Raw genomic sequence first — 22,100 nt, 5'->3', positions numbered from 1 at the left:
TACCTCAGTATTGTAGAAAGTTTTTAAAGTTATTTGTATAACTTGATTCTTTAAAAAACAGTTCATCGACCCCTGCCCTAGATTGGTATGCAATGTATCGATTCAAAACATTTTGAATATACTCTTTACGCAAATAAAGCAACTTATTCAGTTTATCCGATTTTACATCTTGTTCGTGGATGGTGGTAACTTCGTAAAAATTCCATTTTATAATTTTCACTTTTTTTTCTTCTGTAAAAGGAACGGCCATATAAAAACAGTTAGGAGTATCAGAATTTTTGAGAGTTTCCTCTGTTGGATTTGGCTCAATTCTTCCTATCAAAAATTTTATGTATGAATCAACCTTTGTTGTATTAAAGGTATCACAATACGGTGTAATACATAATAGATATGTATCGTTTGCCGCTTGGTAATAAATTGCGCCGGTTTCTATTCGGTCGTCCGTGTTCTCGCCAAATTTCATCAACTTAGTAAAATTATATATTTGTGTTTTATATGAATTGCTGAACTCGGATTCATCCCCAAAAAAGGCTGGCCATAAAATAAGTAGATTAATTAGTTTTTCTTTCTCATCATCAAAACTATTTATCGTACTTATAAGTTCAGTTTTAAAGTCTTCAAATGCCCCCTCTTCATATTTTGTAAGCAACTCTAATATCAACGTACTAATATTTTTTTCCCAAACAAATTTTCTAAACTGACCACTTAGTTTAAGGTCAAAGTAGTTACTTATTTCTTTAAGATTATCTTCATTAAAAGGATGTGGCCGTAGAGATGCCAATATATCACATTGTAATGACTTACCGCATTTTTCTTTTAAAAACTCATCCCATAGCATTATGATTAGGAAGAAATCTTTATTTAAATTATCATTGTTTATTAACCCGTAAATCTCTTCTTCTAAAACTTGCAGTCCTTGCTGATGGTCTTGAATCTTTTTAACTAATTGTGAAACAAATTCTGTATCTCTAAATTTTTTAATTAGAGCCTTTTTTGTTCCATCGGATCCAATTTCTAATATCAACTTAACGATTTTATCTAAAGGAAATCCTGTAACAGTGGCCTTTTTTAAACTTGTTAATTTATTTTCAACAATAAAGTTATATTGATATTTATTGTCCTTATTTTCCATTACGATGCCCAAAAATTTATCAGTTAGAAATCTAGGTATATCATTTTCCGGGATTTTAGCAGTAAGAATTTGAGAAAAAATCACCTTTTCAAATGGAGCACTAAACTCTAGCATTGCTTTGCTTATGTTATTATTGATTCTTGCGGCTGTATCCATAAAGTGAAGTACCAGGCTTTTATCGGCCAGTAGTTTCTGCGAAATTATCGGAATGATTTGTTTTGCCTTAAAATGGTTTTTAGAAATAATAAAACCGAATAATTTATGTCCTGAATCACTTATATTTTCAAAAAACTCCCCGTCTCTTCTTGTTATCAATTTTTTTTCTTTAAGAAATTCCATGATACCATCAATGTCATCCGATGCTGTATAAATTACAGCGCACTTTAACCCTTTATCAAAACTTGCATACTTATGCAAAATTGCAGAAGCCGCTGTTCCCGACCCTACAGTTTTGGAATTTTCCAAATCCCAATCTACGATAAGAAGTTTTATTGTTGAAAGTAAGTTATCTAGTACATCAACCTGAGCAACATCAATTGTTGAATTATATCTGAACGGAGTGGTGACAAATCCCTCCTCCATTAACTGAGTATGATATGACGCCTCAGGCTGTAATATATATTTTTTTAAAGGTACGGCGGGGGCTGCTGCCGCGGCGGTCTCATTCATACTAACTCTAGTAAAATCATTATCCTCTTCCGCTCCAACTAGAAGTGCCGGATTGACGGAATCGTAATCAATATTATTTAAATCTAGCTCAACATTTTCTTCTATTACACTGACATTCAAATCCAACTGATCGTCTATTATTAATATTGAATTAAAATAATCCTTAACAATATGATTTACGTAACTTAACTCTGCAGTCGAACTCATTTTTGCACCTCTCGTAGTATCGAATCTTTTTTAAACTGTATACCGAAGCATGCTCCACCTAGATTTCTAAGGGTGTTATTATTATCTTCTAAAAACAAAAAATGTCCCCGTGATTCTAAGGTATCTCTTGAAAGAAATAGTCCTAATCCCCGGCCTTGCAATTTCTTTGTGAAGTATGGTTCAAAAACCCTTACCATATCCGTTTCTTTTATCCCCTGGCCAGTATCATGAATAAATAATGTCTGGTTTGTTTCAGAGTAATAAAAATGAATCTCTCTTCTATCTTGATTTAGCATCCAATAAATTGAATTGGATATTACATTCGCAATTGGAGTAAATAAAACAGGCTCAACTTCTCTAATTATTAAATTTTCAGGTATGTCATTTATAATTTTTATTGTATATTTTGTTATATCGGTCGAAAAATACTCCAGTACATCATCGATAAATATTTTTAAATTTATATCTTTGGACCTTTTTCTTGACTGCCTATATAGGGGGCTCATTCTGGCTTGAAGTCTTTCTAATGAAGTAAAAGATTGATTAACTCTCTGAATAACCGGCGCCAAAGGAGTTGGTTTAAGCGCTTTAGATAATGCATCAACGTTTTCTCTAATTACTTTATTCAAGGAGTTAAACTCATGACTTGTCATCTCGGCCGCAAGCCCGACTGCTGATAAATCACGGTACATTTCAACTTCCTTCTTTAAAAGTCCTATTAAAAATTCATCATTATTTAAAATATTGATACTATCTAAATTTTCGATTACTTTACCTAATAATAATTCAGTGTTTTTTAGAACTGTACTTTGCTTTATTTCGTTTTCATAACTTAATATATTATCTTGTATTGTATTAATACTTGAATTGAAATCCTGTAATATTTCATGAATGGCATTTTGTAGAGTAGCATCTTTTAATAATAAAGTTTTATTGCTCATTTTATATTGATTAAACTTCTTCTGGTAGCCAGTAAGTTTCTCAATTTCTTTATTTATTTTATTCCTATTATCTTCTATAGAATTAAATAATAAATTGATAGTTTTTTCTCTGACTTCATCCAACATTTCAAAATGATCCTTGAATTGACTACTGTTTAATTCATTAATTTTCTTTATGAATTTATCAATCCAATCAAGAGCTTCATCTAAATTTGTATTGATATTTGATAATTCTTTTGATGCTTCAAGAAATGGCACAAGTTCGAGCTGCTTTATCAACGAATCCAGATTTTGGTTACCCTTTATAACCTCATCGGAGCATTCATTATTCAACTCCTCAACTAATTCTATCAGTTCAATCGAATGGTTATACCTTGGATTCAATTCAAGCTTAAATTGCCAAAGTAAATCTATTTTCTCAATGCACTCTCTCTTAAATGAATAAATTAGATCATATTTTTCCAATCTATTTTTACATAATTCAATTTTACTTTTATAGTTCTCATATAGCATATTTAAATCAGTCAATATTTTGGATGATTGAACATCCAAAGAATCACCAAACTTTTCTATGGACATATCCAGATCTTTGAAATATTGCTTTTCTTTCTTTTCCTCTTCTAATTGTTGTTGCCTAGCCCTTTCTTGTCTCTCATGCTCTTCTCTTAGTGCGTGTATGTAATTGTTTCTCTTGCCATTATCTTGAGTCGTCCCTAAATATTCAACCGCCCACCACATTAATAAGTTAATAGCCACATTTCGAAAGTAATTATAGCTGGAATTCTCTACAAACCCTTCTCTACTTGATTTATCCACCAAAGATGGATTAGATATCTTACTTATCTCCATGAACCCAAACATTCTTCGATGGCTAAATAAATATGTAGCAGCACGTTTAGTTCTTCTTTCCTCCATATGCAGAAAGTCGTTCCCTTGTTCGCCATATGGAAGAATTCTCAGCCCATCTCTATAAACATAAATCCCTCCGATATCTCCAAGCTTATCTTTCATGTCACGAAATTGATCTTTATTCAAAGAGGAAGCACTTTCAATACCCTCAACAAAAAACCATTTGAGTAAAATTGGGCCAAAATCTTTAAAGTTTTTAATACTAAGCCCTTTAGTTAATTCGCTTGCAGGGACATTGACCTCCTCTACCTTGCCTTGTCCGCGCATAAATGCCTTTCCAATAAACATACCATCGATGATATTACCTTTTAATGCATAATCGTATAGTTTGATATCATCTTTATTAAACCATTGTTCGTCCTCTAATTGATACCCATTTATGTGAATTTTGGGGTTAAACCTATTATCTTCCTTTTTTTCATCTCCTGAAGCTGGAATGTTTTTTGTTTGTAGTTCCTCCTCTTCTAATTCTTTATCATAAATATCAATATAGTTTTGAAACGAGTATAAAAGATCTTTTAATCTTCTATAACGAATTTTCAGGGTTTCATCTTTAACTTGAAGATTCTTAATATTTTCATATACTTTCCAATCCCAACTATAGTCGATATTCGTAAGGTAAAAGATGGTCCCCCCCTTACGGCTTTCTATTATTTTCATTCTGTCAAAAACTTTTTTTTCTATTTGGAAGGAATCTATTTGTTCCATTACAAGATTTCTGACTTCACTGTCCCATTTTGAATCATCATATAGGTTGTTTAATAACATGTTTTTAAGATCATGCTCGTTTTCTTTCAAATAAATAGACACTTCGTCCAATGTATTAAAAGTTTTTAAAGGAATTTCTATATCCTCAAGAAACAGTTTTTCATTTCTAAAAAGCTCCCAGTGAAGATATAGAATGCACCATTTTCCATCCAACTTCTTTTTTGAGATTATTAAAAGCTGATCTCCCAATAAGGACACCGCTAATCTCCCTATTCCTTTCTCTCCAATTTTTATTCTATTTTTTTTTGAAGGCTTAATATCTTTAGTTTTCTTGGAGTAGGTCCCAATTGTTAGCCAATTTTGTTCTAAATCGTCAGCATTCATTCCATCCCCATCATCGCAGACCAAGATGCATTGTTTATCGGTATCTATGTCTATTAGTCCTTCCGAAGCATCAGCATCGTACGCATTCCTAAGCAGCTCGGATATGGCGGTTACTTCATCTCTTATTTGCTGTTTACCGAGGAGATCTACAGCTCTAGCCCTTGTCTTAAATTTTGCCATTTTTTACATCTCCTAAATATTGTTATTTCCCTCTAAATCCAAATCCTTATTATCAAATATAGGTACTTTTCAGCAGCTGGCACAATGTTATACAATAATATGTTATAAGAGTATTAGTGTAGGGGGTACCATGTGAAATTTTCAACTATAGATTTATTTTCCGGAGCAGGTGGGGTATCCGAAGCGTTAAAAAAACACTTTGATATAAAATGTGCCGTTGAGTTTGACAAAATTATTGCGAGTACGTATGCGTTAAATCACGGTAACGACCACCTGTTAGTGAAAGATATACGAAAAGTCAAGAAAAAGAAATGGAATAAGATTAAAAGTAAACTGAATGGCGATAACCTGGACCTTCTCGTTGCAACACCGCCGTGTCAAGGGTTCTCAAGACATAGCCGAAAGAAAAGTGTCACTAATGCAGACGATCGCAATAAACTTATAATGCAAGTGATAAGAGTCGCAAAGATATTTCAACCCAATTATATCCTATTTGAGAACGTCGATAATATAGTTAATTTCAAAATCTTTCATATCTTCCTAACCCTTCTTGCTAATTTGGATTCCGACGGCCACAAAAAACATTGCGATCGTCCGTCATATCACTTACGCTTTGAAGTAGTAGATGCCGTTAATTACGGGGTTCCTCAACACAGAAAAAGAATGATACTTATCGGAAAAAAGATAAATGAATTCCCGAATACCGATGCGATTATTAAAGAATCCGTCAAGGGACAACCATATGTAACTAACCCGCTTCCTTTATGGCCAAAAACAGAAAAAGCCCCCACGTTAAGAAAGCATTTGGAGCCACACAATTTATCTAAATTAGAAGCCGGTGGGGCTGATGAAAAAGATAAACTACATAGATGTAGGAATCTTTCCCCTGATAACCTAGTTAGAATCCGGGCTACTCCTTGGAATGGAGGTAGTCGTTCCGATTGGAAAGAAGAGCAGTTAACATTGGAATGCCATAAAAAGTCGAACGTTAGCTTTGGAGATGTCTATGGAAGAATGAATTTCGACAATTATGCTCCAACCATAACATGCGGGTGTTTAGCCTATACAAAAGGACGGTTTGGACATCCTGAAGAAGATCGAGCAATCAGCATGAGAGAAGCTGCATTAATTCAAACATTTCCAATGCATTACAAATTCACCGGAAAAGTCGATGGAAATGCTTATGAAGGTTCTAGCGAAAACATAGCTACTCAAATTGGCAATGCAGTGCCTGTAAAACTCGCTCAATCTTTCGTAGATCTTATATACAATCAGCTTATAAATGAGGTTCAAATTGAACTTTTCCCCAAACAATTAGTTGCAGCAACTCAAGCATAAAACCGAGACCTAAGATATTCACTTAGGTCTCTTTATTTTTTAACTAAACAATGAGATACATCCTCGAGAGGTTTCCCTCTAATCAAAACACCCAATTCAATGTTTGCTCAAAACCATACTGAGTGAAGTTAGTGCTTACTAAGTAAGCTTTTAGACCTATCGGAGATCAATGCTTTTGCATGAAAAGTAAAACCTTCTAGGAGCTTAATACATTGGTTAGGATATCTAATAAGTCTGAATTAAGAAACCTTAACTAATGATTGAAAACATACAAGGAGAGATTTAGCAAATCTCTCCCTGCATTACTATATCCAATCTTTATAGAAACCTATCTCTTTTTCCTCAAAAGTCCCCACAACTAATGCACGATCCAGGAAAACATTAAATTCCTCACAACTAGTTTCCGGAAGTAAGCTACACGAGTGGCAAGATGCCAGATTTAACGCGTCTCGACCTTGTCCTTTACTAGATATACAGACAGGATCATTCGAGCATAATTCGCCAAACTCAATTGCCTTTTTAAATGTTCTAGGGAGGCAATCCCAGTATCCCTGTCTAACAAGCCCACCAAGAGTTCCTTCCGAATCCCCGCTTGCCGTGTATATAAGAATGGCAGACATCTCGAACCCATCTTCCGGCTCGCTGCAGTACAATCTTTCGCGAAGAGATGCAGCTGTGTAACCACATTCAAAACTTAATTGACGTATTAGCAAATGAGCTATTGTATGAAGTAAGACAAACTTAGGTGTAATAACCCTGCTCGTGAACTCCCCTTGATACGATGCTTGATAATGATCATTTATAATCTTTATTCTTTTTTGAATGCTTTGTTCGTTCTGTTCAAACCACTGATTAATATCAGCATTGTTAAATTCAATGAATATCCCCTCTCCACGAACCTCATAACCTGGATACCATCTTGTTTCCGGCTCTTTTAGCGGGATAAAACCAGGTATATTTTCTCCTACTTCATTTGCGTCAGAGGGATTTATTCTCGTAAAACCTGTAAGTGCACGAACTTCCCTAATCTTGTGAATAAGTGAAACATTCTTTACAAAGGGGATATCGTAGAAATTAATATCGGGTTCTTCCCTAACAAAATCATTTTCATTTAGATTGCTTATTGAAATTTTTCCGGAAAGCGCCTCAAACTCTTCAAGCCTATATTGCAACCCACTTGCATTTACTATCTCAGAATCGTTATCAGCAGACTCCACTAACCGTCTAGATAAGATATTCTTTATAACTCTTTCATCAACTGATATCTCGATTGAGATTTCCTCTGACCATTTATCCAACCTTTTTTTGATATTCTCCTGACGCTCGAACTCGTCGCATTCCCCAATGTAATTTAATGTTTTTTCAAATCCTTTTGAGGATGAGATCCAATCATTAACTTTTTCAGAATAAGGGGGTATCACAAGCGAGCTTACAACTTTAGGATAATACAACGAGGATGCTCCTCGTTGCATAGCCCTAGGAAATTCATTACAATCAACGGAATGATTTTTCCAAGGCATTCTTCCAGTGCATCTAAAACCTAACTTTTCCATAGCATCCCTATCAAATGCACCTTTTAAGGTAGCCCGTGCATTACAGCTTTTGCACTTAATATTAAGCCCTTCTAGGCCTGCAGTAGCAGTAGTTCCTGTCTCAAATGTTATTTTCGGGTCGGGACATATGTCTTGTCTACCAGTAACATTTTTTTCGTGTGCCCATCTAACCCACGGAAAATCATCAATATGCCCCTTTGTACATGCAACTACAATACGGCTTGGAACTAAACCCTGCCTACATTCCATACACCTAGGTCTTTTCATGTTTGGGTCTATTTCCTTTTGTTTTGCAGTCGCTTTCTTGGCATACTCCTTGATCCATGATTTTAGCGGTTGAAACACCCGGCATTTGGGGCAAAAATACCACTCGGGGAACCTGGTGTATGCAATGCCCCAGTCATCCTTGAAATTGCTGTTTCCCGGCATTCCAAAGTAATCCACCTTCAATGCCTTTTCCAATCTCTCATCGTGAATCCTGCTTACCCTCGTACCCCAATATTCTGGAGCAGCCGTCATTAATGTTTGGTCGGGGAAATCGACCATTGCCCCTACACCATACTGAAGTATAGCTTGGGAACTTCTGACTGTATGCGTAACTTTGTTAAGTCTTTGTATATCTTTTTGTCTACCTAATTTCGCCATGGATATCACTCCCAGATTATTAGCCCCGCAGTTACACTTCTATCCACATTCCGCATGGAAGTTAGAGTTTCTTTAGCGGAATCGGAACTTTCATTACCAAATACTTTTAATAACCTTTTCGAGTCTGATGGTGGGTCTTGTACTATGTATCTATCGCCATAGTAAAATGGTGTTCCAGACGAACGATTAATACGATCCGCCCAATCATCCCAGAACTCGCTCATCTCCCTAAGGATCTCTTCCGTCTCATCTTTTAACTCGATATCCGCCCGTTTTTTCACTTCATTCACACGAGTTAAGATGTACGACTCAATCTCTTTCGTCGCTTCCTCATCTCGCTGAAAAAATTGGGCCGCATTATCTTGGGAAAGTTGGTATTTATGCCTCATAAGTGTAACCATAACCGCGTGTAGCGCACGATCACGTGCTGGTTTTGAAAAAGGAGTCGCACCTGTAGGTTCTACAAACTTGTAGAAGGACTCGTGATAACTTCTAAATTGTTCATAGTGGGACCTATCGCGGCTTTTTGCACCATCGTATAATACAAACGCAATTCCTGGATATGTCCTTCCAATCCGGCTTGATGCTTGAATGTACTCACTCGTGAGTTTTGGTTGACCAACTAACAACATCACATTTAGCCGCGCAACATCCACACCTACTGAAATCATATTTGTTGCAAGTAATACATTGATTGGATATTTTTTATCTTTTATGTTTTCATTGCTATAAACTACTTGCTCCAGCTTCTCTAAAGTTTCATTTAACTGTGAGGTAGAGATACGGCTTGTTAATTCATCTGCTGAGCCGATTTGTCTCGTTAAATTCCTGTTCCCAAAACGATACGCCGTCCTTCTGAGAAAATCCTTTACGTCATCATCCACTAAGGTTGAGCATTTACTCAAATCACGCAAACTGTTAAAGTAAACGGCTAATGTCCAGAATTTATCCTTAACTTCATCTGGAATATTCATCATATGAACGCGTTGGAGGATTGAAGCGATAGAACGTACCTCCATCATTGCCTTTGTCTTCCCAGATGGCATAATTCCAACATATTTACGCCCTGGTTTTTCTGTGGTCTCTGCTTCACGAGCAAAGAAAGAATCTGATGCATCAATACCGGGTGCGGGAAACTGACACACATCTCTATTAAACAGATTCGAACATTGGTCCTTTGCTCGTCGAATCGTGGCGGTAGAGGCAATGATCTTAGGTTTCACGCCTTTTACGCTGCACAATGCATCAATTGCTGTTTCGTATAAACCTACAATTGTGCCCAACGGTCCAGAGATAAGATGTAGCTCATCTTGAATAATCAATTCAGGAGTTCTATTATCCCGAGTGGTATGGGTTGCTGCAAAAAAACTCCCTGCTTCATTTTTCCAAGGTAGCATTGCAAATTTATCCACTGTACCAAACAATAGCGTGGGCGGGCTCTTATATAGCTCTTCATCCACGATCTGGATGGGTAAAGCCGATTCAAACTCACAACTTTCTTGAGGACAATAAATACGGAAGTTGTTTTTTCCTTCCATCATATATCCCCATTGGCCAATTATTCCTTTCCCTGTAGCGTCGTGATCTCTCACTAACTTCGTACCACACCACGGACACTTAAGTATCTGAAATTTATTATGTTTATCTTTTACATCCCTCAAGTCACTACTGGATGCCTTAAGAAGCTTTTCGAGAGATTGTTTTGCGTTATCATTTTTATTCGGAGTATGAGTGCCCCCTATCCAAAGTCCAATTGTAATCCTTTCTTTCCCAAGGGTATGTTTTGGATACCTTGATTTTCTTCTTTCGCAATCTCTTCTAATAGACTCACATGCACAAATAAGAGTACCAGCCCTCAGGAATTGTTGCGCGGCCAATAATCGAAGAGTGTATCTCATAATTACAGTCGTACCATTGGAGCTTTCGAGATAGGTAAGCCGACGGTAGAAAATAGTGAATGCTGTAAGTCCTAAGTACGCCTCAGTCTTACCACCGCCTGTTGGAAACCATATGAGATCGACCAAATCTCGTTCATCACTTGTCTCCGCTGCAATTGATCTAAGACTCATTAATAAGAACGCTAACTGAAAAGGTCTCCATTTATGCTCTTTATCTTCAATTTTAAAATAGTCTAAGCTTTCCATCCGTTCCTGCAACTCGATATCACCAGGGTAATGATCTTCTCTCTGGAATGCGGAATGAATCCGTTGCATAAACATTGCTCTATTGGCTAGTTGAAAAGCGTCATAGATTTTATCGTCTTCTTCCAACAACTTCAATCCGTGGTACATCCGACCACAAGAATCCTTGCAATCACGAGTGTGTTTATCGACAGCATCTTGAAACTTTTTATCCAATGATTTACCAACCTTTTCAATATCGGAAATCCAAGTTGAATAAGCGTCAATCAAACCCTTCATTGCAGCAATTTTAATGTTTCTTTCAGTAGAATCCAAATCCGACAAATATTTCATCGATAATGCATTTATATTTACCCTTTTATCCCTAATACTAAAATCCATCTGAGGTACTTCGAACGTTGGCATAAACTCCGTCCAAATCTGCCCCTCACCAGTATCGATTACATTCCAATCAGACGATACCCCATGACCGGTTGCGTACACTTTTTTATCCCGGTAAAGAAGGTCAAGTCCTTTTTCCTCTAAATCCCCGTTCTCTGCATATTCTCTATTAGTATATTCCTTAAAGCGAATTCCTTTATTATTTCCTGTATTGGCCAAAATCCTAGGCTGGAAAAAGGAGTTCGTTCCATTATATGCACCAGTGTTCATGTTAACCAATAAGATGGTAATAGCATAAAGACCATCAGGAGTTGGACGTTTAATCGCAACACACTTCATATTTTGATTTGATAGATTCGTTTTTTCAAAATAATTATTAGTGAATTTAATATTTACATCGACCTCATGAGGGTTTCTAACGTAGCCTTTTGTGAATTGATTACTTAACCTATAAAGACAATCGATTAAGTAATCATCATTGACTTCATCGGACTGTTTAATTTGAGTAACTTCTTTGGGGGTCATCCTACCTTTTATTACCAGACGCCCCTCAGGTTTTTGATACTCCACCATGTGAATTACTTTTGTAGGCAGAATGTAGCTATCCGCATTCTCCGGAGTAAAGGGCAATTTGCAGTCCTCAAGTAAAGCTTTCCGGTAAGTAGCAAATGAAACCTTAACGCTAAGTGTTTCACAGTTCTGATCCACAAAGAAGGTCATTCCAACGGATGATGGCATATTTTGCATCGAAAGGCTGATATCTTCATCTAAGGAACCATTCTCTGAATCATCTGCCACGTTACCCAAATACCTCTTTTTTTTCTCACTTTTGGCATCAAAATCATTTAAAGGTTCCTCTTCAATTAATCCTTCATTTTCTTCCTGAACGGTAGTTTTCGGTACAGCTTCTTGGTTATTGTCCGCATTGACAAGGTTCTTTTGAGGAAATAGAACACCGACACTGTATCTTACTTCTGGCAAGTCAGTAATTATTTCGTGTTCTTCGTCTGGAATTGAATATTCGGACCCCGGCCCGAGAAGCTCCTTTTTGACTTGATCAAATAAATCTTTTCTCGTATCTAATAGGGTATCTCTCATCTCTTTCCTCCACACTTTAAAGTATTACAGGCTTATTTGCTAAATGAGCTGGAATTAGTAAGTTCTCAGTATCGGAAAGTTGTTCGATTTGTACTAATCTCGACATTTTATTGAGATCGATTGGCAGCTTACTAAGGATTTCATCTTCCTGTGCATCCTGATTTTTATTATAGCTTTGAACGATGTTCTTGCCGAGAAACTTTAGGATACGAATTCTCATAGTTCGGACTTCTCTAGTCGATTGATGGAAAGCCTCCGGATTCTTTAACAATTGAGGATCTTTAGTTATTTTCGCTATAGCCATATATGACTCAACATCTCTTGGACCTACAATATGAGAGCTCTGATCTAGCCAACTTCTTAAAGTTACTTCGTGTTTTAGTGTCCCGGCATCTGCCATAATATTAGATAAACCACGATAACTAAGCCGTTTTTTCTTTATCAAGTCTTTGAGTACACTTTTCCAATGCAATGACTTCCGATAAGATTCACGAAAATTTTCTTCACAGTCTTCACTTTGTAACATAATATCAATTATTCTCTCTACGATATCCCTTGTGTCGTTATCGTAATTCGTAAATATTAGTAAATCTCCAACACTTAACGAAGGTACTTCCTTCTCAGTTATATTTTGACGATCGACATCAAATACATAAGGGGAATAATATCGTGTTAAAAAAAGTCGTTCCCCTGTATCTAACATTGCAACCTTTATAATTTCAGAGGTCTGAGTGCCGGAACTAGAGGATTCTCTTAAACTATCCAAGACCACAGTCAAATTAATATTATTCGTAATAGATTCTAGGTAGTTATCAACGTATTCTTCATCGGGTTCTACACTAACAGTAATTTCCTCATCTTGATGCCTGGTACCATTTTTAAATCTTTCTATCAGCATATTATTCTCTTTTATGGACAATAACCTACGATTTGTTTGATCTTGTGCTTGTGTAAGTCTCTTGCTCTCGTGATCGTATAACAAAAAAGAAACAGTCTTTGCATTTGATAATAACAACGGATTTAGTTTGGACCAATCCCAAACCCCAATAACCTCTACACTGTGGTAATTCGTGTTTGAACTGTATTTGTTTGGTGTGAAAAAGTCACATTTTTCAACTGTCTCCCTCAAGTAGTGAGGTACTGACTCTAAAAAGACTTTTGCATAATATGTTTTTGCGCAAATAATCGAAAATCTTCTTTTTGTTAGGTTAAAGTCTTTTAACTTTTCTACCAAGTAGTTATATCTCGGATTAGATTCGTCAAGTCTCCTTTTAATTATTTGAAGGTTCCCTATCACATTCTGCATTAATGATTCAAAATTCCAACCAGATAACTCCCTTGTTAATTCTACTAACGATTGGAGTTCTTTATCAGGAGAGGGAGCATTAATTTTGTTTTCAGCAACCAGCCTCTCCATCTGTACAATTGGAAAGAATGACTTCTCAAGAAGATTGAGTAACCAATATGATTTTTTAATAAACAATGACTTTTTTTCATTTTCCTGCGGATGCCTCGATAATGAATATATATCCTGTTTGCATTTAACTATTACATCTGAAAACTCGAAATCCACCCTAACCTTTTCAAAATTGACGTTTATATAATTATTCAATAACTTATCAAGGCGCTTACTTTCATCATGAACGTTTATGCCAGCTAGAACGTCGTCACTGTTCAGCTGAATCTTATCCTTTGTCCAAAGAAACAACTTGAGATTTTCTAGATTATTTAAAGTTCTGGAATTCAAACCTTTGCAGACTTCACCAAGCATGATGATGCTTTTAAGTGAGCCCCGGTTGTAAACACTTGTTATTTCTGAAATATCTTCTGCGAAATAGTTAGCCCCATCGATAAGAAGCATTTCAATGCATTTATCATCAATAATTAATTCACGCGCCACAGATAATTTACTAGTAAATTTAATGAGAGGATCTACTTTTGCCGAGTTACCAGAGTAGTAATAGACTTCATTCGATGTATAATAAGCAGCCGGAAAAATATCCCCTACCTTTGCCTGAAATTGATCAACCAAAAGGCTAAGCTGACTAATAAATTGATCTGCCTCTAACTTATCACAAACCACAACCACAGAATTTCTGATAACACTTTTTATATCGTCCGCTCCGATTTTGAATAAATTCGATATGACGTTCTTTACATACCTCTTACGCTTAATCCCCCTCCCGTCAAGACTTTTAGCGTTTCCGTAATACGGCTGTATTCGGTTAACAAGTGATATCGGGATCAGATTTTTTGTCCTAGTCCCTCCCTTGTCGTTGTAATAAATGATTATCTTCCCGTCAGCATCTCTACCTTCATATACACCCCTTTTGTTTTCATACAGAACAAGGTCCCCAACGCTTAGCTCTTCAAGAAATTCAGCATCATCCCTGTCATCGGATAAATAAGTTTTAAAACAGGCAAGCACTGTTGCGAAATAAAGAGGCAAGGATGTTCCTTGATGAAGAATAATACCACGTTCTTTTCTTGATTTTGTGAGAAGTTCCATGATAATTTCAGCATGTTGAGATATATAATTATTTTTTATTAATAACTTTCCATCCAGTAAAAAAGACGCCTTTGAAAAAGCATACTTCAATTTATCCAATAGCTGACTCTCCATAAACACCCATCCTCTAATAACTAAAACATGTAGATTAAGAACAGCTATACTTTTCGAACTATCTAGGCCACCACACTCGACTGCAGCTTGTCCCCCATAAAAAGCGCGAACTGATTGCGATCGTCGTCTCAGGAAGCGCTTACTTCGTACGCCCAGGATAGCCCCCGATGTCGTCGGTGATCTTCTCGAGCAGCAGCTTGGCGGACTCTGCGTACCCCCGCTGGCGCAAGGTCCTGTATATCCGTTCTAATGTTTGCGATTCAGAACTTACTCGTATACTAGAGGCTTCATCAAGTGCATGCTCCACGGCCTATACTTTTCTTATTTCTTATTACTCCTACAATCTAGTTATACTACTTTACGGTATAGAACTCTAGACCTATACGCGATTTACTAATATATTTACATGGAGAAAGCGTCGGGACCTAAGTCTCAGACGCTTATATTATGGTATATGTTCAACCAGTTCATTAGTAAAAACTTTAGGGATTTAATTAGAGATTCATTCCCAGTCTCAACGTACATTTTAAAGGTGAAAATCTCTGTTTCCTTTCTACTTTGAGGTTAAGAAATCAGTGAAATTATTAAATTGCGATACCTTGATCATTTAAAGAAAATGATTAATGATATGATTTCTTCATCACTTCAATTGAACTTGCATCAAAATACCGCTCAAGAAATTATTATTAGCTTACAGTATTTTGATCTGTAATTCTTCCAAGTTCGTTTCAGGCTTATCCATCTGTTCAGCAGTATAATTTATCTCCAGATACTCGTTTATCATTAAACAGCTCATTTTATTGAAAAAGAAGCTTCCTACATCAAATCTATATACAGTCCCAACTTATAATGATTTTACTGAAGGGGCCCCTGCTTTTGTTCTTTGCGCTCAAAGTGATGATGTAGCCTATGAAGGCAAATTTCTTTTGTCCAGCGATACAGGATTGACCAATGCTCATGAGCGGGTTCAATCCTTATACTAAACACCCTATCTTCGAAGTGGGTCATACTCCCTTTAGCAGAACCCCACTTCGTCATTGGCATACGTTCAATAAGCTGGCTAACTCCTGTTTCATTATACTCCCAGAGCCGTTTCGAGTCCTTGTCGGAGAAATCGATTCGTCTTCTGTATTCCTTTTCCATAAGGTAACCGTGAAAGAATGGTGCTACCTCGTTAGAGGTAACAGACTCCGCCCAATGTTCCGGTCCTCGTTCGAGCATATAGAGAAGAACGATCATTTTATAGCTCTTGGCCATGACCGTCTTCTCGACATCACGGATCCAAGTTTCATATTTATAATATACTTCCTCTTCTTCTTTCGATAAGCATTCGGCCCATTGAAGAAAACCAATGTAAGAACCAAATTCATTTCGATATTCCCAGCTGTTGGATCTGCCATACAGGTGAAGCTCCAGATAAGTAGGAATTGTTCCGAGCTCATTCTTTAGATCAAGGAAAGAACGATGCAACCGCTCGCGGTGCGGCAGCTTCTTACGGCTTAATTCATTGAGCAGATTGATGACTGCCGTCTCCAGATGAAGCTCACATCCGACTGGTACAGATGGAATCACTGGTTCCTTTGCTGTTCCCTTTGCTTCACCTTCACTTGCAAATAATCGAAGCTTCACGTCTGCATTTCGGTAATTTCCAATTAAGTCAATGATCGTACAATGCGACTTCTGCTCTGACAATCTCAGCCCCCGACCAACTTGTTGTGTGAACACCGTTAATGATTCCGTTGGACGGACAAAAAGCAAGGTATCTACGCTAGGAATATCTACACCATCATTAAACAAATCGACTGTAAATATAACTTCTAAGCTCCCTCTGGCTAGACGTGTAATCGCCTCTTCCCTTGTGATTCCTACTGTTCCAGAGTGAAGACTGACCGCTGATACTCCCTTGTCTTGAAAATAGCCCGCCAAAAATTCCGCCTGCCGAATGGAAGAGCAAAAACCAATCGTTCTTGTTTGCTTGTACTCAGTCCAAGCATCGTAGATCTTGACGGCCAGCGTTTGTTTTAGCTGTGCAGCAGTCAGTTGTTCATCATCGTAGTGCGTTCCAAGCCATCTTATGGATGAATAATCGGTATCATCATAAACACCAAAATACCGGAAAGGGGACAACCAGCCACGACGTAGGCAAATTGAAAATTGTAGCGGTCCGTTTTCTCGATTTCCGCTTTGTATTTTTGGAACCGATCCCTCGTAGACAGGAAATTCCGGACAAACAGACTGCGAATATAAAACGGCGCAGCAATCACATTCATACTCTTGATGTACTTATCCAGGATGCTGTCCGAGATATCGATATATTCGTTTCCGAACATCGAGAGGAACAAGCACAGCACACTGACTGCATGGAGCAGCTGATACAGGCTCTTCTGTGTCGTAACGGTAAGAGAGTAGCTCTTATGGGCCTGATGGGTGATTTCGAAAGTAAATTCCTTTAAGTGTTTCTCGAAAAACTCGATGTACCGAATCAGTTCGATATGTATCATATTGATGAAAAACGTATGCTCGTAACCGTCAGTATCCCGTTCATCCTGGGCCTTAAGCGGCGCAGAGAAAAATTCATTAATTGCATTTAACGAAAATAAGGGCGTGTTGTATCACGCAGATATTCGAAGTTCTCATTTTCGTGCTGTTTATAGGAGATTTCATTGTCCGCATCTTTAAAGTACACATTAAAAGTCTGCTGATCTGTGTACCAGCCGTACGCCATACCCCTGCGGACCGAGCGAAGCATCATGCCGGAATTCGGATTTTTCTTGATCAAAATGAAAACTGAGGATTATTAGACCTAACTTGGATGATTGCCATATGGATCGACTCCTAAACTATGTTAAAGCTATCTTAGCTTAGATATATGCAAACGAACATGGTGAAAGTATTACGAAGGGGGTAAAAAAAGGACCACGAGCAATAAATCTTGTGGCCTAGAAAGAGAATTATTTGAATCTAATGCAGTATTTAATATATCTCTTATAACGCTAGATCAAAGTAACTAAATGGTAACAACTTAATCCTCATTTCTCTGGTCCAAAACTCTTCTAGATAGTCTGCGTGACTTAATAATTTTTCGTCCAGCTCGTTTTTATTATTACTTGAATCCATTTGCTTTTGAGGAATACCCAATGCTTCTTGAAAATATAGATTAACGTACTGTTCAATATTATAGAGTACTTCTCTGTAGAATTTTATATCTAGCAACTCTGCATTAACTTTATCAATTAGTGTTCTATTAAGCATCCTAAAAGCATTTAAGGTACATCTTACATAATAATCCTGCCTGGTTCTAAGCGGGAGGTATTTAGAATTCAAATAATCGCCAGGCTCTCTCTTCCTCCCAAGCCCCATAATACTAAATGATAAGCAAGAGCTCACAATGAGTAAAATAAGAGTATGCATTTCTCCCTTAATAAGATCTAATATTTCTCCATTTAAACGATCAATGTTGGCTGGAAAAGTTAATTGACCGACAAGTCTAGTAGCGGCGAATGCATCAGCATCCATTTCTAGTATTTGGCTTTCTAGAGGCGGCAAATTATTTCTACTTGAATCCATATAAAACGATAAACCTTTATCTGTTTTATGGGCTTGGTAGTAATCTAAATGACCGTTAAAAATGTGCCCTAGTTCATGAAATATTATCAATCTAGTAGATATAGCATGCATAATGTCCAGGTATTTGTTAGCTTTGACCTTGTTGTAATTCTCTTCACCATAAGAAATTATTGAATAAAATTGGCTATTCTTTTCGTATAACAAAGTGTTTAAAATATCAAATGTTTTCTCGAAAACTTCTGACAATATTTCTATAGAATATATTCCATTTTCTAACAAACTACATTTTGCATTAAAATCCATGCTACTTATAATAGAATATTTAATACTAATTTCCTTGCCACAAAATTCCCTCAGAATTTCATTGCAATAATTAATCGATTGCCCAATTTGTTCTAGACAAATTTTTTTATTATCATCATTGAGCATTATGAATTCCCCACTTAAAATTTTATTATCATATAAACTATAGGATTTTGTTTCCACAATCATAATTCTACATCAAATTACAAAATCCTCCAAAATAGAATAGCGTGCTAGTAATTACCCGCAATATAATTACCGGTCACACTACAAAAGGCTGATAGAATATACAAATTCAGCAAGCATTTTCTGAAGCAACTTTATTTTGATTTTGGAATGGTCTAGTTCCCCGCAAGCGTCGCAAGACATGACGTCAATACCTACAGTTGTGGAAAATTTCAGTTTGACGGGGTTAAAGGATGATTAAGAAAGGAAGATGGTAGTATGGAGAATCATAATGACACATGGAAATATTTCGGGACATTTAACACCAATGACGGAGAAATGGCGTTAGAGTTGGCCCGTTCTTCAAAAAACGAACTCAAAAATATTTTTTTACAGAGGAAGAGCTTCCGTTTTTAAATATGGAGTATAAGGAACTATCTCACTCATAATATACCAAAATTTCCTATACGCAACTAAAGCATCGCAGAGATACCTTTAGTCTATGATTGCACCATCTAATCTGGAAAAACCTCTTTTTCTCTTGTCACCCTAGAATTAGCCGGTTCTATTCACTCCCCCACTAATTAAAGAAAAAACACCTGATTGCGATAACAGGTGTTTTCAATATTAATCTATTTCTTTCGTCAACAATCAGTCAACTCTAATATTTTCTTGTATCTGTTTCACACTTTCATTTCATCTGTACTACTCCCCAAACCCGCTCCACCGCTATTCTCTCAGCCTTCTGTACCATTCCTCACTAACAAAGCCACCGATTCTATGTGAACGGTATGCGGAAACATATCCACCGGCTGAACGCAAACGGTGCGATACTCGCCATCCTCGAGCACGCGCAAATCGCGCGCGAGGGTCGAGGCGTTGCAAGACACGTAGACGACGCGCTCCGGACGGAGCTGGAGGATCGTGTCGAGCAGCCGCTCGTCGCAGCCCTTGCGGGGCGGATCGACGACGATCACGTCGGGACGGACGCCCGCGCGCTGCCACTCGGGGAGGACGTCCTCCGCTCCTCCCACGGCAAACTCCGCGTTGCAGATGCCGTTCAGCTCCGCGTTGCGCTTCGCGTCTTCGATCGCCTCCGGTACGATCTCGACGCCATATACCTTCTTGGCATGCTTCGCCAAGAAGAGCGAAATGGTGCCGATGCCGCAGTACGCATCGACGACGGTTTCACCGCCGGTCAGCCCGGCGTATTCGAGCGCTTTCCCGTAAAGCGCCTCGGTTTGTACCGGGTTAACCTGGAAGAACGAGCGGGCCGAGATAGCAAATTTGACGTCGCCGATATAGTCGTATATGACTTCCCGGCCCCAGAGAACGCGCGTCGTCGCTCCGAAGATGACGTTGGTCCGTCCGGTGTTGACATTCTGGCAAATGCTTGCCACGCCAGGTATCGCGGCGCGAATCTGCTCGATCCATTCTTCCGCATGCGGGATCTCTTTTCCGTTTGTAACGAGCACAACCATGATTTCACCCGTGCGGAAGCCGACTTTTACGACGACATGCCGAAGCAGCCCTTCGTGCGTTTCTTCCCGGTAAGCACGAATGCCGAGCCCGCGGCCAATTTCCTTTACCTTGGTGATGACTTCGTCGTTATTCGCATGCTGGATCAGACAGGCTTCCATGTCGATAATCCGGTGACTTCCCTGCGCATAAAAACCGCCTACGAGCCCGCCCTGCTCCTCGCCAAAAGGAACCTGAGCTTTGTTCCGGTATCTCCACGGATCGTTCATGCCGATGGTCGGATACACGACGATGCCGTCCGCCTCGGAAGCACACACTCTCTCTTGCTTCAGAGGCTCCGCCGATTCGCCGTAGCGCAGGTTTGTGCTTTTCGCACCCGTTGCAAGAGTACTTTCGTCGATATCTTCCCTGACTTCATCAATGGAGCTTGTTCCTGTTGCAACACCTATTCCTAGAGCAGCGTTACCTCCATGGGTGTTATCTTCTGTGGTGTTATCTTCAGTAATTTTATCTGTATTGATGTTCTTTCTACCCACCGTTTGACCTTGCCCATGCGAATCACCCGCTAAATTTCCATCGCCCTCATCCTCCAGCAAATCAGAGGCGTCCACAAACTCCGTGTCCATCAAAGGCTGGAGCTCGCTTCCGCTTATAGTATCGTCTGCGTCTTCTTTGGATTCCAACGCTTCGTCGTTAATCACTTTATCTTCGGGAACAGTGATTTCTTCATCTGCTGGTTTAAAACCCTCACTCGTCGGGGTAGTATTGCCGCCAACCATACCCGAACTTAAGGCAGCAGCATCTCCAACTACATTTCCTGCCTCGGCATCCGCTTCTTTAGCCACCTTAAGCTTCCCGATCCGCTCCAGGTTGTCCACGACGAGCTGGCGCTTCACCTTCAGTTGAGCCGCATAGTCCAAATGCTGGAGCTGACAGCCGCCGCACTTGTCGTAAATCGGGCATGGCGCGCCGACACGTTCCGGGCTAGAGTCCAGCACTTCCAGCAGTTTGGCGTAGCCGTACTGCTTTTTGAGCTTGAGCACCTTGAGGTGCACCCGCTCACCCGGCAGGGCACCGGGTACGAAAAGGGTAAAGCCTTCGACGCGGCCTACGCCTTCTCCGTCATGCCCGATGCCGATGATCTCGGCGGTATACTCGCCGTTCTTCTCCACGGGCAGACCGGCCAGCGCAGCGGAGCGCTTGCTTCCGGCTTGAGGCGCGGATGTCCGCTCGGCCCGGGCTCTGCCGCCGCTCTCACGGCTGCCAGCTCTCTCACCACGCGTCGCCTCAGCCTCGCCGTAAGGCTTCACACGGCTATCCTCGCCACGTCCGCCAAACGCCCGCTGAGCAGCGCCTCCACGGCCCTGCCCAATGTGCGTTCTATTCACTTCGCTCCGTCCGTCAGCCGCTGCTTTAGCGGCATTCTCACCTCGGAGCGTGCCACGGCGTTCACCCGGCCCGCCCTGCGGCTTGCCAATGGATGTGCCACCACGGTTTTGACCTGGCGACGCCTCGTCCTGTCTCTTGCCCACGGATGCCCCGCCACGGCTTTGACTCCACGAAGCTTCACCCTGACGCTTACCCGCCGACGACCCGCCACGCTTCTGCCCCGACAAAGCCCCGCCCTGCGATTTCCCCGCAGACGCGCCGCCCCGCCGTTTATTTTTACTCATATCA

The 22,100-nt window shown here is 39.1% G+C and carries 9 protein-coding genes and 1 pseudogene; 1 reads left to right on the top strand and 9 read right to left on the bottom strand.

Going from position 1 to position 22,100, the window contains the following annotated elements:
• Positions 1-4: 4 nt before the first annotated feature.
• Both ABH899_RS26590 and ABH899_RS26585 read right to left on the bottom strand, forming a co-directional pair.
• On the bottom strand, positions 5-2,008 hold the full coding sequence (locus tag ABH899_RS26590) for a hypothetical protein (protein ID WP_370001781.1): 2,004 nt from the start codon (positions 2,006-2,008) through the stop codon (positions 5-7).
• Positions 2,005-5,130 carry an ATP-binding protein gene (locus ABH899_RS26585; RefSeq protein WP_370001779.1) on the bottom strand — a complete coding sequence of 1,042 codons (3,126 nt, stop codon included), beginning with the start codon at positions 5,128-5,130 and terminating at the stop codon, positions 2,005-2,007. Before ABH899_RS26585 ends, ABH899_RS26590 begins: the two co-directional genes overlap by 4 nt.
• A 132-nt stretch (positions 5,131-5,262) precedes the next feature.
• Here ABH899_RS26585 and ABH899_RS26580 point away from each other — a divergent pair, with 132 nt between their 5' ends.
• Positions 5,263-6,468, top strand: a complete 1,206-nt coding sequence (locus tag ABH899_RS26580; protein WP_370001777.1) for a DNA cytosine methyltransferase — start codon at positions 5,263-5,265, stop codon at positions 6,466-6,468.
• Positions 6,469-6,773: 305 nt separating this feature from the next.
• On the opposite strand, the gene drmB is transcribed toward ABH899_RS26580, so the two are convergent.
• The 7 genes and pseudogenes from drmB to rlmD form a co-directional block, all read right to left on the bottom strand.
• Positions 6,774-8,666: a DrmB family protein gene (gene drmB, locus ABH899_RS26575; protein WP_370001775.1), complete on the bottom strand. Its 1,893-nt coding sequence runs from the start codon at positions 8,664-8,666 to the stop codon at positions 6,774-6,776.
• A gap of 5 nt (positions 8,667-8,671) precedes the next feature.
• The gene (locus tag ABH899_RS26570) at positions 8,672-12,286 is read right to left on the bottom strand and encodes a helicase-related protein (RefSeq protein WP_370001773.1); all 3,615 of its coding nucleotides are present in this window, start codon (positions 12,284-12,286) and stop codon (positions 8,672-8,674) included.
• A 16-nt stretch (positions 12,287-12,302) separates the two neighbouring features.
• A complete protein-coding gene (locus ABH899_RS26565; RefSeq protein ID WP_370001770.1) occupies positions 12,303-14,909 on the bottom strand; it encodes a DrmE family protein in 2,607 nt (868 codons plus the stop codon).
• 855 nt (positions 14,910-15,764) lie between these two features.
• Positions 15,765-17,036 (bottom strand): helicase-related protein, encoded by a 1,272-nt coding sequence (locus ABH899_RS26560; RefSeq protein WP_370001768.1) that lies wholly within the window; start codon positions 17,034-17,036, stop codon positions 15,765-15,767.
• Between the two features lie 11 nt (positions 17,037-17,047).
• Positions 17,048-17,732 (bottom strand): annotated as a pseudogene (locus ABH899_RS26555) (SAM-dependent methyltransferase); the annotation flags it as partial.
• A 162-nt stretch (positions 17,733-17,894) separates the two neighbouring features.
• Positions 17,895-18,968, bottom strand: a complete 1,074-nt coding sequence (locus ABH899_RS26550) for a hypothetical protein (RefSeq protein ID WP_370001766.1) — start codon at positions 18,966-18,968, stop codon at positions 17,895-17,897.
• 713 nt (positions 18,969-19,681) lie between these two features.
• Positions 19,682-22,096 carry a 23S rRNA (uracil(1939)-C(5))-methyltransferase RlmD gene (rlmD, locus tag ABH899_RS26545; protein ID WP_370001764.1) on the bottom strand — a complete coding sequence of 805 codons (2,415 nt, stop codon included), beginning with the start codon at positions 22,094-22,096 and terminating at the stop codon, positions 19,682-19,684.
• Positions 22,097-22,100 lie beyond the last annotated feature (4 nt).

This window comes from Paenibacillus sp. RC84 (assembly GCF_041260495.1).
Classification (GTDB): domain Bacteria; phylum Bacillota; class Bacilli; order Paenibacillales; family NBRC-103111; genus Paenibacillus_F.
This window is presented reverse-complemented; position numbering and strand designations above follow the sequence as displayed.